Source organism: Sulfitobacter sp. M13, from assembly GCF_053474885.1.
In genome coordinates this window covers 2,253,461-2,265,692 of sequence record NZ_CM130281.1, presented here as the reverse complement: position 1 = coordinate 2,265,692, position 12,232 = coordinate 2,253,461, and the positions used below count along the sequence as shown (strand labels likewise).

At 60.4% G+C, this 12,232-nt stretch carries 13 protein-coding genes, 1 tRNA gene and 3 pseudogenes; 10 read left to right on the top strand and 7 right to left on the bottom strand.

What is annotated here, in order from left to right; translation table 11 throughout:
- Positions 1-2: 2 nt before the first annotated feature.
- Positions 3-287 (bottom strand): antifreeze protein, encoded by a 285-nt coding sequence (locus ACVBAU_RS10895; RefSeq protein ID WP_138924337.1) that lies wholly within the window; start codon positions 285-287, stop codon positions 3-5.
- Between the two features lie 140 nt (positions 288-427).
- Between ACVBAU_RS10895 and ACVBAU_RS10890 the strand changes: the two genes are divergently transcribed.
- The 8 genes and pseudogenes from ACVBAU_RS10890 to ACVBAU_RS10855 form a co-directional block, all read left to right on the top strand.
- Positions 428-739 (top strand): ETC complex I subunit, encoded by a 312-nt coding sequence (locus tag ACVBAU_RS10890; protein WP_138924336.1) that lies wholly within the window; start codon positions 428-430, stop codon positions 737-739.
- A 130-nt stretch (positions 740-869) separates the two neighbouring features.
- Positions 870-1,796 carry an MYG1 family protein gene (locus ACVBAU_RS10885; RefSeq protein WP_448326301.1) on the top strand — a complete coding sequence of 309 codons (927 nt, stop codon included), beginning with the start codon at positions 870-872 and terminating at the stop codon, positions 1,794-1,796.
- Positions 1,797-1,936: 140 nt separating this feature from the next.
- Positions 1,937-3,328, top strand: a complete 1,392-nt coding sequence (gene selA / locus ACVBAU_RS10880) for an L-seryl-tRNA(Sec) selenium transferase (RefSeq protein WP_448326299.1) — start codon at positions 1,937-1,939, stop codon at positions 3,326-3,328.
- Positions 3,325-4,500, top strand: coding sequence for a selenocysteine-specific translation elongation factor (gene selB, locus ACVBAU_RS10875; RefSeq protein ID WP_448326297.1), 1,176 nt, complete (start codon positions 3,325-3,327; stop codon positions 4,498-4,500). Before selA ends, selB begins: the two co-directional genes overlap by 4 nt.
- Positions 4,501-4,565: 65 nt before the next feature.
- A complete protein-coding gene (locus tag ACVBAU_RS10870) occupies positions 4,566-4,886 on the top strand; it encodes a hypothetical protein (protein WP_448326295.1) in 321 nt (106 codons plus the stop codon).
- Complete coding sequence (locus ACVBAU_RS10865) at positions 4,849-5,193, top strand: SelB domain-containing protein (protein WP_448326293.1); 345 nt, start codon at positions 4,849-4,851, stop codon at positions 5,191-5,193. Before ACVBAU_RS10870 ends, ACVBAU_RS10865 begins: the two co-directional genes overlap by 38 nt.
- A 42-nt stretch (positions 5,194-5,235) precedes the next feature.
- A tRNA-Sec gene (locus ACVBAU_RS10860) sits at positions 5,236-5,333 on the top strand.
- 63 nt (positions 5,334-5,396) lie between these two features.
- A pseudogene (locus ACVBAU_RS10855) lies at positions 5,397-6,145 on the top strand (TlpA family protein disulfide reductase); the annotation flags it as partial.
- A 483-nt stretch (positions 6,146-6,628) separates the two neighbouring features.
- Here the strand turns inward: ACVBAU_RS10855 and ACVBAU_RS10850 are convergent.
- A pseudogene (locus ACVBAU_RS10850) lies at positions 6,629-6,833 on the bottom strand (DUF3553 domain-containing protein).
- A gap of 69 nt (positions 6,834-6,902) precedes the next feature.
- Between ACVBAU_RS10850 and ACVBAU_RS10845 the strand changes: the two are divergent.
- On the top strand, positions 6,903-7,343 hold the full coding sequence (locus ACVBAU_RS10845) for a hypothetical protein (RefSeq protein ID WP_448326291.1): 441 nt from the start codon (positions 6,903-6,905) through the stop codon (positions 7,341-7,343).
- Complete coding sequence (locus ACVBAU_RS10840) at positions 7,306-7,503, top strand: histidine phosphotransferase family protein (RefSeq protein ID WP_448326289.1); 198 nt, start codon at positions 7,306-7,308, stop codon at positions 7,501-7,503. The genes ACVBAU_RS10845 and ACVBAU_RS10840 overlap by 38 nt, the downstream gene beginning before the upstream one ends.
- On the opposite strand, the pseudogene ACVBAU_RS10835 reads toward ACVBAU_RS10840, so the two are convergent.
- From ACVBAU_RS10835 to rpmA, 5 genes and pseudogenes are all read right to left on the bottom strand, one after another.
- A pseudogene (locus ACVBAU_RS10835) lies at positions 7,500-8,764 on the bottom strand (glutamate-5-semialdehyde dehydrogenase). The gene ACVBAU_RS10840 and the pseudogene ACVBAU_RS10835 sit on opposite strands and share 4 nt — an antisense overlap.
- A gap of 90 nt (positions 8,765-8,854) precedes the next feature.
- Positions 8,855-9,964 carry a glutamate 5-kinase gene (gene proB, locus ACVBAU_RS10830; RefSeq protein WP_448326287.1) on the bottom strand — a complete coding sequence of 370 codons (1,110 nt, stop codon included), beginning with the start codon at positions 9,962-9,964 and terminating at the stop codon, positions 8,855-8,857.
- The gene (obgE, locus tag ACVBAU_RS10825) at positions 9,952-10,989 is read right to left on the bottom strand and encodes a GTPase ObgE (protein WP_138923284.1); all 1,038 of its coding nucleotides are present in this window, start codon (positions 10,987-10,989) and stop codon (positions 9,952-9,954) included. Before obgE ends, proB begins: the two co-directional genes overlap by 13 nt.
- A 27-nt stretch (positions 10,990-11,016) precedes the next feature.
- Positions 11,017-11,553, bottom strand: coding sequence for a GNAT family N-acetyltransferase (locus ACVBAU_RS10820; protein WP_138923285.1), 537 nt, complete (start codon positions 11,551-11,553; stop codon positions 11,017-11,019).
- A 397-nt stretch (positions 11,554-11,950) separates the two neighbouring features.
- The gene (gene rpmA / locus ACVBAU_RS10815; RefSeq protein ID WP_138923286.1) at positions 11,951-12,220 is read right to left on the bottom strand and encodes a 50S ribosomal protein L27; all 270 of its coding nucleotides are present in this window, start codon (positions 12,218-12,220) and stop codon (positions 11,951-11,953) included.
- Between the last annotated feature and the right edge of the window lie 12 nt (positions 12,221-12,232).

Below are 12,232 nucleotides of genomic sequence, written 5' to 3'. Positions count from 1 at the left end.
GCTTATTTGGTCAGGCGCTTGCGGTTGGCACTGACCTTTTTGCTAACCGGTGCCATCGCGGCCGAAAGAATCTGGTCCGGTGTGCCGCCTGCAAAGGCTGCTTTGGTGGCCGCCTCATAGGCTTTTGCCATGGCAGGGCCCTTTTCATTGACCATGCGGGCGTTTTCTCCGCGGGACTGCGGTAGGGCACCGGCCATCCCCAAAAGCCTAAGCGTCATAACAGCTTGGGTGTCGATCATCAGCTTGGCGAGGTTGGTATTTAGCGTCATCAGGGTAAGAGGGTTCATGGGATGTGCTCCAATTGCATGGGACCAGCTTATGCTGCGCCGCAGCATATGTAACCCGAATTTGTCACAATTCACCGTGATGCCTTGATCCTTGGCTGTATTTGGCTGATAAACCGCCTAATCACAGCGGAGATTCAGCGATGCGCGCGCGTATTTATCAGCCTTCCCGAACTGCCATGTCCTCGGGCACTGCCAAAACCCGTGTTTGGTTGCTTGAGTTTGACCCGGAGCACGCGCGCGAAATTGACCCGCTGATGGGCTGGACCTCGTCGAAAGACACGCAAACACAGGTGCGTTTGCAGTTCGCGACCAAGGAAGAAGCGGTCGAATACGCCCGTGACCACAATATCGACGCGATGGTTCAAGACCCCAACAAGCGCCGCGCGAATGTGCGTGCTGGTGGCTATGGCGAAAACTTTGCCACAGCGCGCCGCGGGTCCTGGACGCATTAACACTTTCTACTTTTTCTCATGTTAGGCCCGATGTGGGCGGTGTGAGCGAGACGCAATACACAGGGCGGCCCCTTCCAAGGTCGCCCGTTTTCTTTTCGACCGATGAACAGACGCGCAAAGGTACAAACTCATGACGATCACCCAACTCGTGACCCACTCCGGCGGCTTTCATGCGGACGAGCTATTGTCGTCAGTCATCCTGACACGGCTGTTCCCCGATGCAACGATCCTGCGCAGCCGCGACACGGCGCTGATCACGCCGGCGGAAGGGCGCATCATCTATGATGTGGGCGGCGACTTTGACGCTGAAGCCGGGATATTTGACCACCACCAACGTCCCAATCCACTGCGCGAAGACGGCCAGCCCTACAGTTCATTCGGGCTGATCTGGGCGCATTACGGGCACGATTATCTGCGCGCGCTTGATGTGCCCGAGGCGGATGTAATCACCATTTACGACAGCTTTGATCGCGGGTTTGTCCTGCCGATCGACCTGCTGGACAATGGTGCCGTCAACGCGTCAGAGGCGGGGCCGCTGTTTGCCGGTCTTACCCTGCCGGCACTGCTGGAAAGCCTCAAGCCCGTGTTCGATGACCGCGAAGAGGGTGTGGACGACCGTGCCTTTGCCGCCGCCTTGCCCATTGCGCGCGCCTTTGTCGAAGCCTCCATCCGCCGAAAGGCCGCCAAATTCCGTGCCGAAGCGATGGTAATGGCCGCGATTGACGCTGCGGGTGACGGGCATGTGCTGGACTTGCCGATGGGCATGCCGTTTCGGGGGCCGGTGATCAAGGCGGGTGCAGACCACCTGCTGTTTGTCATCCACCCACGTGGGTCTGAATGGACGCTGACGACGATCCGGTCGGGGGATGATACCTTCGAAAACCGTGCAGATCTGCCGGTAGCATGGGCTGGCCTGAAAGACGCCGCGCTTGAAGAGGCGTCCGGCGTAAAGGGGGCCAAGTTCTGTCACAACGGTCGTTTTATTGCGGTTGCCGACAGCCGCGAGGCTATCTTGGAAATGGCCGATATCGCTGTGCGCGAGGCCACGGCGGCTTAGCATTGGCGATGTAATGGGCCGCGGTTTGCCGGTGGTGGTGGTGTGCTGCTGTACCGCGCGGCGCTGATGCGGTGACCGATCTCGCTTGCCCCCCGGGCGGGCGTGAATACACTGCACCTCCAGCCATCGGGGGGCGACGCGTGAACAGCCAGCTAAGACATTTGCCACAGATCGACACGTTGTTGCAGCAGCCACCGATTGCCCAGGTGGTCGCCGCCTATAGCCACGAGGAAGTGCGCAGCGCCCTGCGGCTGACACTGGACGCGCTGCGCGGCGAAATCCTGAGCGGCGCGGCTGTCGAGCTGCCTGATTTTACCAGCGAGGGTTTTGCCCGCACCCTTGCAGATCGGATCGAGGTGGCCCGCCAGCCAAACCTGCGTCCCGTGATCAACGCGACGGGTATCATCATCCACACCAATCTTGGCCGTGCCCGCCTTGCGCCCGAAGCCTTGCAAGCGATGCGCGACATCGGTGCGCGTCCGTCGAACCTTGAACTGAACCTTGCTACCGGCAAGCGTGGATCGCGGTATGACCATGCCGAGGCGCTGATTTGCCATTTGACGGGTGCAGAGGCGGCGCTGATCGTGAACAACTGCGCCGCGGCGGTGGTGCTGGCGTTGATGGGAACCGCGTCGGGGCGCAAGGTGATCGCGTCGCGGGGGGAGCTGATCGAAATTGGCGGATCATTCCGCCTGCCCGACGTCATCGCTCAAAGCGGGGCAGTCCTGAAAGAAGTCGGCGCCACGAACAAAACACGGCTTAGCGATTATGCCGACGCGGTGGATGAGGACACGGCGGTTCTGTTGAAAAGCCATACCAGCAATTTTCGCATTGTTGGATTTACCTCTGCCCCGTCACGCACGGCTTTGGCGCAATTGGCAGCAGAGCGGGACCTGATCCTGATGGAAGATCTGGGCAGCGGCGTGCTGATTGACCTGTCGCCCTTCGGTCTGCGGGATGAACCGGTGGTGGCGGATATTTTGAAAGCGGGCGTCGATCTGGTCATGTTCTCGGGTGACAAGCTGTTGGGCGGGCCACAGGCGGGCATCATTGCGGGGCGAGCCGACATTATTGCAGGGTTGCGCAAGCATCCGCTGCTGCGGGCTTTGCGGATCGATAAGCTGTCCCTCGCCGCACTTGAGGCAACTTTGCGACTGTACCTGCCGCCCCATAATCCGCTGTCACGGGTGCCTGTGTTGCAAGCGTTGTCGCAGCCCCTGGCTGAAGTCGAGGTGCGGGCGCACAAACTGGCGGCGTCTGTAGAAGCTATGAATGGCGTCACAGCATCGGTGACCCCGTCCGCTGCCTATGTCGGTGGCGGATCGTTGCCACAGCAGGACTTGGAAAGCGTAAGCGTCGTGGTGGCCTGTGATCCCCTTTCACCGGAAGCGCTTAGCGACCGGCTGCGCGGGGGGCCGGTGCCGGTCGTCGCGCGCATCCATCAGGGAAAGTTGTGGCTGGATATGCGCACAGTCACCGATGCGGAATTGCCTGATATCGTTGCCGCACTCGGTACGATTGCCGCCCCATGACATCGGCCTGTGTGATCGTGATCGGCCATGTGGACCATGGCAAGACGGCGTTGGTGCGGGCGTTGACAGGCATGGAAACGGACCGGCTGGCCGAAGAGAAAGCCCGTGGTCTGTCGATCGCGCTGGGCTTTGCGCATTGCGAGATGGCAGGCGGTACACTTGACCTGATTGACGCACCGGGACACGAGGATTTCATGCGCACGATGGTGTCTGGCGCAAGCGGGGCGCAGGGCGCGCTGCTGGTGGTTTCTGCTGTGGATGGCGTCGCTGCGCAAACGCGCGAGCATGTGCAGATTGCGCAGCTGTTGCAGGTCCCAGTAGCTGTCGTCGCGGTGACAAAGGCCGATTTGATCCCTGCTGACGATCTGCCAGCGCGGCTGGCCGCGATTGGCGATGCCGTTGCGGCGCAGGGTGTCACGCGGGCCGAACTGGTGCCCTGTTCAGCCACGACCGCTGGCGGGGTGGACGGGCTGAGACAGGCGCTGGCGGCGCAGTTTTCAGACCTGCCACCACGGGCGGTTCCGGCGGGCGCTTTCCTGCCGGTGGATCGGGTGTTCACTTTGGCGGGGCGTGGCACGGTGGTGACGGGGACGTTGCTTGGGGCGGCGCTGTCTGTTGGCGATGCGCTTGTGGTTCAGCCACGCGGCGCAGCAACGGTCGTGCGCGGGCTGCAATCGCGCGGTACTGCGCGGAAACGGGTCGAGATAGGCGAGAGGGTTGCCGTGAACCTGCGCGGCATCTCGGTTGAAGAGGTGGCGCGCGGTGATGTCCTGTGTGGGACCGCATACGCACCGTCTGCATGTATGGACGTGGCGCTGACCGTCTCTGCCAGTGCGGCGCGACCGGTCAAACATATGCAAAAGCTACGCGTGCTCTGGGGCACCGCGCATGAGGTCGCGACACTGCGGCTGATGGGCGGCGGGCAGATCGCGCCGGGTGGGACGGGGCTGGGGCAGCTTCGGTTTAAACAGCCGGTGGTCGGCTTTGCGGGGCAGGCGGCGGTGCTGCGCCAGCTTTCGCCCGCGGCGACGCTGGCGGGTGCGGTGATTCTGGACCCGCAAGCCACTGCGGTCGGGCGGGCGACAAGCGGCGGCTTGCGGTTCTGCAGGCGGCACACACTCAAGACGCGGCGGCCATCGCGGCAGCGCTATGTGGTCAAGGGCGCGGTGTAGCGTTTCGGGCTGATATGATGCGACTGGCGCGTGGTGCAGAGACTGTAGGCTTGCCAGAGGGCACTGTGCCCCTGTCCGCAGATCATCTCGCGTTGACCGATGATTTTGCCGCGGTGCAAGAGGCGCTGCTGGGGGCGTTGCGGGGATTTCATGCCGAACATCCGATAAAGCAGGGGGCCGCGCCTGCTTTGCTACAACAGGTGACGCCGCTGCGGGCGCTGGTGCCTTTTGCCCAAGCCGCGCTGGTCAAGGCGGGCGAGGTCATGTTGCGCGATGGTTTGATTGGTCTGGCGCAGCATGATCCCTTTGCAGCACTTGCCGCGCAACAGGCGGCGCGCCTGACGGAGATTGAAGAGAGTATTCGTACCGGCGGCACCACCCCCTGACCTGCGGCAGTTCGATGCGCCGGACGACGCTGATCTGATTGCCCTGATGGTGGGTCAGGGGCGGCTGGTATCGCTGCCTAATATCGCGCTGAAGCAGCAGGTTGTGTTTCATGAAGCGACCATCAGACAAGCGCAGCGGACCCTCGCGGCGGCCTTCCCTCCGCCCATGGTCTTTACCACCGGCGAGGCGCGCAGTGCCTTGGCGACGAGCCGCAAGTTTATCGTGCCGCTGCTTGAGCATCTGGACGCCCAAGGTATCACCCTGCGGGAGGACGACACACGGCACATGGTAAAGCCTGCGCATTAGACTTTCCCCCGCACCCCACCGCCGCTAGTCTGCCCTCAGTGCGGAGGCGACCGGAGTCTGTGGTTCCCTGGTCTTCAAAACCATGGACGCGTCGATACGGCGTGTGGTGGGTTCGATTCCCATCCGTCCTCTCTCCGCCAACCCGTCTGGACATGCCCTTCGATCCCCCACAGTATGCAGCGGCATACTTGGGAGGGGGCGACATGAGCGATCAGAAACCGGAATTTACGCTGAATGATCTGGAGGGGGCAGCCCATCGTTTTGACGGCACGGGCCCTGCGTTGATCTGTTTTGTGAAAGAGGATTGCGAGACCTGCAATATCGCGGGGCCTGTTCTGCAAGCACTGTCGCAGGCCTATGGCGATGCTGTCCGGTTTTTGGTGCCGGGGCAGTCGGGCGAGAAGAACGCCGATTTCGCACAGCGTCACGGGCTGACCATGCGGTGCTGGAGGATGCGGGGTGCAAGACCTCGTTCAACTGGGATTTCGAGATCGTGCCGGCGGTGTACTGGATCGACGAAAGCGGCGAGGTTGTGACTCATTTCGAAGGCTTCGTGCGCGATGACTGGCAGGCGTTGTCTGATCAGATGGCCAGTGCCACGGGCAGAGCTGCGGCGCAGATTGATTGGGACGGCCTGCCTGCCTGGCGCCCTGGATGCGGGTCGAAACACTTTGACCCCGAGGTGTATGACACCCTGCGGGCAGAGGCCGACGGCAGCCGTCTGCGCGCCCGCAAGGTAGAGGTCGCCAGCGGGGATGACATGGCGGAATTCATGTTCGATCAGGGCTTTTCGGACGGGTTGCCCTTGGTGCCGCCGACGCCTGAAACGGTGATCCGCATGCTAGAGGGGACGCACCGTGATCCGCAGGATGTCGTTGCCACGGTGCCGCCAAACATGGGCATCGCCACGGTCGAAAAGATCGCGATCAATGCGGTGATGGCAGGGTGTAAGCATGGGGGGTTGGGAATGGTGGCAATGGATGGGGGGGTGAGTGTGGTGGAAGGATGATGGGATGTGGGCAATGGGTGGGTGGGATGATGAGGATGACATGGGTGGTGGGATGATGCATGGGGGGATGGGTGGTGGAAGGATGGAGGATGGAAGGTGGGGTGTGGGGGATGGGGATGGGGGTGGAGGGGTGGGGGATGGGGTATGTGGTGGGAATGATGGGGGATGGGATGGGGGCTGGGATGGGTGGTATGTGAGCTGGGATGGGGGGGTTGGGGTGAGATGGGGTGGGGGGGATATGTGCATGGTGATGGGATGAAGGGTGTGGGGTGGATGTGGGGGGCATGCCTGGATGGGATGGGAAATGTGGATTGGACGCATGGTGGGGAGCTGGTTTCGTCTCCGGTCGCAATTATGCGGATAAATAGGCAGTTACTGCCTGTCGCGCAATGCTTGCACCGCGTAGCGGTGTTTTTCCGCGAATAATTAACGATTTGCTAACGAAGAGCCTTCATCAAAGACAGGGGTGAGCATCACCCGAAAGCTGTCGACCACGATCTTGCCCTCGCTGCGAAAGTTTACCGTGACCTTGCCGCCGAATGTTGCTTTGCACCTGCCCCACACCCCAATCGGGATACGAAGGGTGGCGTACCAGCATTCCGGGTGTCAGTATCGCATTGAGGTCTTCCAAACGTGCGTCCTTTTTGCTGTACAGTGCGGCCGTTCAAAGCGCGGGCAACTTTATAAGAGAGGTATTCCCATGGCTGAGACCGACACTGATTTCGCCGCGTTGATCGGCAGCCGTATCTGTCACGACTTGATATCGCCCGTGGGCGCGATCAACAATGGGCTTGAACTGCTTTTGATGTCGGGCATGAACATGAGCCCCGAAGTCGCGTTGATCGACGAAAGCGTACGTAACGCCAGTGCGCGGCTGCGGTTCTTTCGCGTGGCCTTTGGCAGTGGCACTACGCAGCCTGTCGCGGCACAAGAGACCACCGATATCCTACGCGACCTCTATGCGCAGTCCAAATGGGAGGTGATCTGGCCGTGGGGGTGGCTCCCTCGCGAAGCGCCCTGCGGATGGTGTTTTTGGGGCTGCTCTGTCTGGAAACGGGGATGCCCTATGGCGGTCGGATCGAAATCGAGCACCGCACTACGGGGTGGGATATTACGGGACCGCCGACCGTCTGAATATTAACGCAGCACTATGGGGTGTGTTGGCAGGGCGACCACTGGCAGAGCGGCTGCTGCCTGCTCAGGTTCAGTTCGGCTTGTTGCCCGCCATCGTGAAAGACAGCGGGCAACAGTTAAAGTCTATCGTGACCGAGACAACAATCACGCTAAGTATCAAGGATTAGCTGCGCACCGCACCATCGCCGCGCACGAGATACTTGAAGCTGGTCAGCTGCTCTGCGCCCACAGGGCCACGAGCGTGCATCTTACCCGTGGCGATGCCAATCTCTGCCCCCATGCCAAACTCGCCCCCGTCCGCGAATTGCGTGGATACGTTGTGCATCAGGATCGCTGAATCGAGCCGCGTCATAAATTTGGTCGCGGCGGCATCGTCTTCGGTGATGATACAGTCAGTGTGGTTCGACCCATAAGTCCGGATATGGGTGATCGCTTCGTCAATGCTGCCCACGGTCTTGGCCGCGATGATCATATCAAGATATTCGTGACCCCAATCGTCGGGCGTCGCTGCCACGGTGCCTTCGATCTCGATAGCTCCCCGTCTGCGCGCACCTCGACGCCGGCATCCAGCAGGGCCTTGATCACACCCTTGCCCATGGTCCGCGCTACTTTTTCGTGAATCAGCAAGCATTCGGCCGATCCGCAAATGCCGGTGCGGCGGGTTTTGGCGTTCAACACGACCTTCAACACTTTTTCAGGGTCAGCATTTTCATCGATATAGATGTGCACGATCCCTTCGAGGTGGGCAAAGACCGGGACCCGCGCTTCGCGTTGAACCAAACCAACCAGACCCTTGCCGCCGCGCGGTACAATCACGTCAATCGTGTCGGTCATGGTCAACATTTCACTGACGGCCGCACGGTCGCGTGTAGGCACCAGCTGGATCGAATCCGCTGGCAGGCCAGCCGCTTCGAGCCCGACTTTCAGCGCAGCGTGGATCGCGCGGGAAGAATGAAAGCTTTCGGAACCGCCCCGCAAGATCACGGCATTGCCGGCCTTTAGGCAAAGTGCCCCAGCGTCGGCTGTTACATTGGGGCGCGATTCATAAATTACCCCAATGACGCCCAATGGCGTGCGCACGCGCTGGATGTTGAGGCCGGTGGGCCGGTCCCATTCGGTCAGCACCTGCCCGACGGGATCATCTTGGGCTGCGATGCTGCGCAAGCTGTCGGCAATCGCGCTGATCCGTGCGTCGTCGAGCAGCAGCCGGTCCATCATTGCGTCGGACAGCCCCTTGTCTCGGCCGAATTCAAGATCTTTGGCATTTGCCGCCAGAATATCGGCGCTGCTCGCGACCAAAGCATCAGCGGCTTTTTCCAGCGCGGTCTGCTTTTGATCGGCACTGGCAAAGCCCAACGTCGCGGCGGCAGCTTTGGCGCGCGCGCCGATATCTGCCATCAACGCGGGAATGTCGTCTGTCTGTGTCATATCCAAGGTCATACCCTAATTACTGCTTTTTATGATTTCGAGTTATTCTCTACCTAAAGCCTTCGGCGAGGATTTTAAACCATTTGGACGTTAGGAAAGCGCAAGATCATCCCGGTGGATCAACGCAGCACGCCCCGGCGCGCCTAATATTTCTTCGATTTCAGAGGATTGCCGCCCCTTGATTAATGTTGCTTCAGCCGAGGTATACCGCGTCAGCCCGTGCCCGATGGGCCGCCCGTCGGGGTCCAAAAGCGCCACGGAATCGCCGCGCCCGAACGGGCCGGCGACAGCGATCACCCCCGCTGGCAAAAGCGATTTGCCCTTGGACATGGCGGCGACAGCGCCTGCATCTAATGTGACACTGCCGCGGGGTTTGATCGCCGTAATCCATTGTTTACGCGCAGTTTGTGGGTCAGATTGCGCGGTGAACCACGTCGCGTTCGCACCGTTTTCCAGCGCCAGCAAGGGCCGCAAGGGTGACCCTTCGGATATCGCCATGGCGCAGCCCGCGGCCGTGGCGGTTTTTGCGGCCATCAGCTTTGTCTTCATGCCACCTTTGGACAGGCCCGAGCCCGCGTCACCTGCCTGCGCTTCGATTTCTGGGGTAATTGTGCCGATGACATCATAGCGGATGGCGTCGGGGTCGTCGTTGGGGTTGGCCGAATAAAAGCCATCAACGTCGGAAAGCAGGATCAGACGGTCCGCAGCGACGGTCACGGCAATTTGGGCTGCGAGCCGGTCGTTGTCGCCAAAGCGGATCTCGTCCGTTGCGACAGTGTCGTTTTCATTGACGATCGGCACCGCGCCCATGGACAACAGCTGTTCCATCGTGGCGCGGCTGTTGAGATACCGCCGACGGTCCGCACTGTCTTCGAGGGTGACAAGCACCTGTGCTGCGGTGATCCCGTAGGGCTCCAGCGCTTCTTCGTAAGCGCGGGCAAGGCGGATTTGCCCGACAGCGGCAGCGGCCTGTGATTGCTCGAGCGCGAGCGTGGTGGCGGGCAGCCCAAGCACTCCACGCCCCAAAGCGATCGAGCCAGAAGACACCAGCACCACGTCCTTGCCCTGCCCCTTGAGCCACGCCACATCCTGCGCCAGACTTTGTAGCCAGTCAGAGCGCAGCTGCCCGGTTGCGCGATCTACCAAAAGCGCAGAGCCGATTTTTACAACAATACGATTGCCGTCGCTTAAGGCTGCCAAGGTGCCTCTTCTTCGTCTTCAGTGCGGAAACGTAGCCGGTCGTCGTCAATCTGGCCACGCAGTGCGCGCAGGACCTCGATGACCCCTTCGCGGGCGACGCCAGACATCATCATAACCTCGCCTCCGCAGGCTTTTTCCAATTCTTCCCGGGCGGTTACGCGATCATCTTCGTCCAGTGCATCAATCTTGTTCAGCACTGTGATACGAGGTTTATCCGCCAGCTCGCCGCCATAGGCTTCGAGTTCATTGATGATGGTCCGGTAGTCTTCGGCAACGGTGTCGGAGGTGCCGTCGATCAGGTGCAACAGCACCGCGCAGCGTTCGACATGGCCCAAGAACAGATCACCCAGACCCCGCCCTTCGGATGCGCCCTCGATCAAGCCGGGAATATCGGCAACGACGAATTCGGTGTTATCCACCCCGACAACGCCCAAGTTAGGATGCAGCGTGGTAAAGGGATAATCCGCGATCTTTGGTCGCGCGTTGGATGTGGCGGCAAGGAAGGTCGATTTGCCCGCGTTCGGCAGACCCAATAGTCCCACATCCGCGATCAGCTTGAGCCGCAGCCAAACGGTACGTTCAACCCCCTCCTGACCGGGGTTCGCGCGACGGGGTGCTTGGTTCGTAGCTGATTTGAAGTGCAGGTTACCCCAGCCGCCGTTCCCACCGCGCGCCAGTTCAACCCGTTGGCCAAGCTCTGTCATGTCCACCAGTACGGTCTCCTGATCCTCGTCGAGGATCTCGGTCCCTACGGGTACGCGGAGGATAATATCGTCCCCATCTTTGCCGGTGCGCTGTTTGCCCATGCCGGGCTGGCCGTTCTTGGCAAAGAAGTGTTGCTGGTAGCGAAAGTCGATCAGCGTGTTCAGCCCGTCGACGGCCTCGGCCCAGACAGAGCCACCAGACCCGCCGTCGCCACCATCAGGGCCACCGTATTCGATGTATTTTTCGCGCCGGAAAGACACGCAACCGCCCCCGCCTCCGCCAGAGCGGATGTAGACTTTGCACAGGTCAAGAAACTTCATCTAAAAGGCCTTTCGGGGCACGTGTGGTCATAGTTTGCAGCTATACGTCCAGGTAGGTACGCAGGTCTCGCGGGCCAGACAATAGGTTTCAGCATTGCCAAGATAGCGGAAGCCCGCATTTGTCAACACTTTGGCAGACGCAGGGTTGTCGCGAAACACCGAGGCAAACATATTTTGGTTGTGCAGCGGGTTGGCTTGTACCAGCGCCTGCACGGCTTCGGAGGCCAGATGCGTATTCCAGAACGCAGGGGCCACCCAATATCCAACTTCGGATTGGTCTCGGTCCATTCGGATCAGGGAAATGACGCCCATCACCTCGGAACCACCGGTTTTCAGCCCGTCCATCACCCAGACATCTTCGGTTCGCGGCGTGCTGGTCGCGCGTGTGACATAGCTTTCGATCACCCCCGGCGGCAGCGGGTGCGGAATAGAGGCGGTGCGCATCGCAACCCGTGGATCGCTGGCGTAATGTTCAATCATGCCACGATCCGAAAGACGCACAGGGCGCAGGTCGAACCGTTCAGTTGCAATCACTTGCTGTTGCGACATTGTTAAATCTTCCATCGCTATGTTCCTCCTCCGAACGGCACGAACAAGACAGGGGCCACCGTCAGCGCGGCCAGGGTCCATCTCAAATTTCGTCTCTCCCAACGGTGTCCAAGCACCGTCCCTTGCAGCCTTGATGTATCAGCCACTCAAGCCGGATTTCCCAGTTTGCCGAAACCGAGCTTCCTTTGCGGCAAAGCACTAAAAGATGTCAGTGCAGAGCGGTCTAAAGTGTCTTTCGTATGGCTTGACGCACCGCAGCAGCCCGAACGCAGACTGATAATCCTGCCATTCAAGGCGGGCAATCCGATCCTGACACAACGGCCTTCCCTAATAGAAGAACACTGGGCGATGGAAAAGAAAAGGGACCGGCGTTTCCGCCGATCCCTAAATTTTTAGACCTCTCGGGCGCGGCTTACTCTGCGGCTTCCGCCACTGGCAGGACCGAAATAAACATCCGGTTCTTCAGCCCTTTGTGGAACTGAACCTTGCCGTCGACGACAGCAAAGATCGTGTGATCCTTGCCCATGCCAACGCCTTGAGCCGGCCAGTACTTTGTACCGCGTTGGCGCACCAGGATGTTGCCGGGAATGACAGCTTCGCCGCCATATTTCTTCACGCCAAGACGACGACCTGCTGAGTCGCGGCCGTTACGGGATGAGCCGCCTGCTTTTTTATGTGCCATTGGTGTCTCTCC

Bases quoted from the DNA above. Each gene is read 5' to 3' on its own strand.
- obgE (WP_138923284.1), bottom strand. From the start codon at position 10,989: ATGAAGTTTCTTGACCTGTGCAAAGTCTACATCCGCTCTGGCGGAGGC.
- rpmA (WP_138923286.1), bottom strand. From the start codon at position 12,220: ATGGCACATAAAAAAGCAGGCGGCTCATCCCGTAACGGCCGCGACTCA.
- ACVBAU_RS10895 (WP_138924337.1), bottom strand. From the start codon at position 287: ATGAACCCTCTTACCCTGATGACGCTAAATACCAACCTCGCCAAGCTG.
- ACVBAU_RS10820 (WP_138923285.1), bottom strand. From the start codon at position 11,553: ATGGAAGATTTAACAATGTCGCAACAGCAAGTGATTGCAACTGAACGG.
- selB (WP_448326297.1), top strand. From the start codon at position 3,325: ATGACATCGGCCTGTGTGATCGTGATCGGCCATGTGGACCATGGCAAG.
- ACVBAU_RS10845 (WP_448326291.1), top strand. From the start codon at position 6,903: ATGGCTGAGACCGACACTGATTTCGCCGCGTTGATCGGCAGCCGTATC.
- ACVBAU_RS10890 (WP_138924336.1), top strand. From the start codon at position 428: ATGCGCGCGCGTATTTATCAGCCTTCCCGAACTGCCATGTCCTCGGGC.
- ACVBAU_RS10885 (WP_448326301.1), top strand. From the start codon at position 870: ATGACGATCACCCAACTCGTGACCCACTCCGGCGGCTTTCATGCGGAC.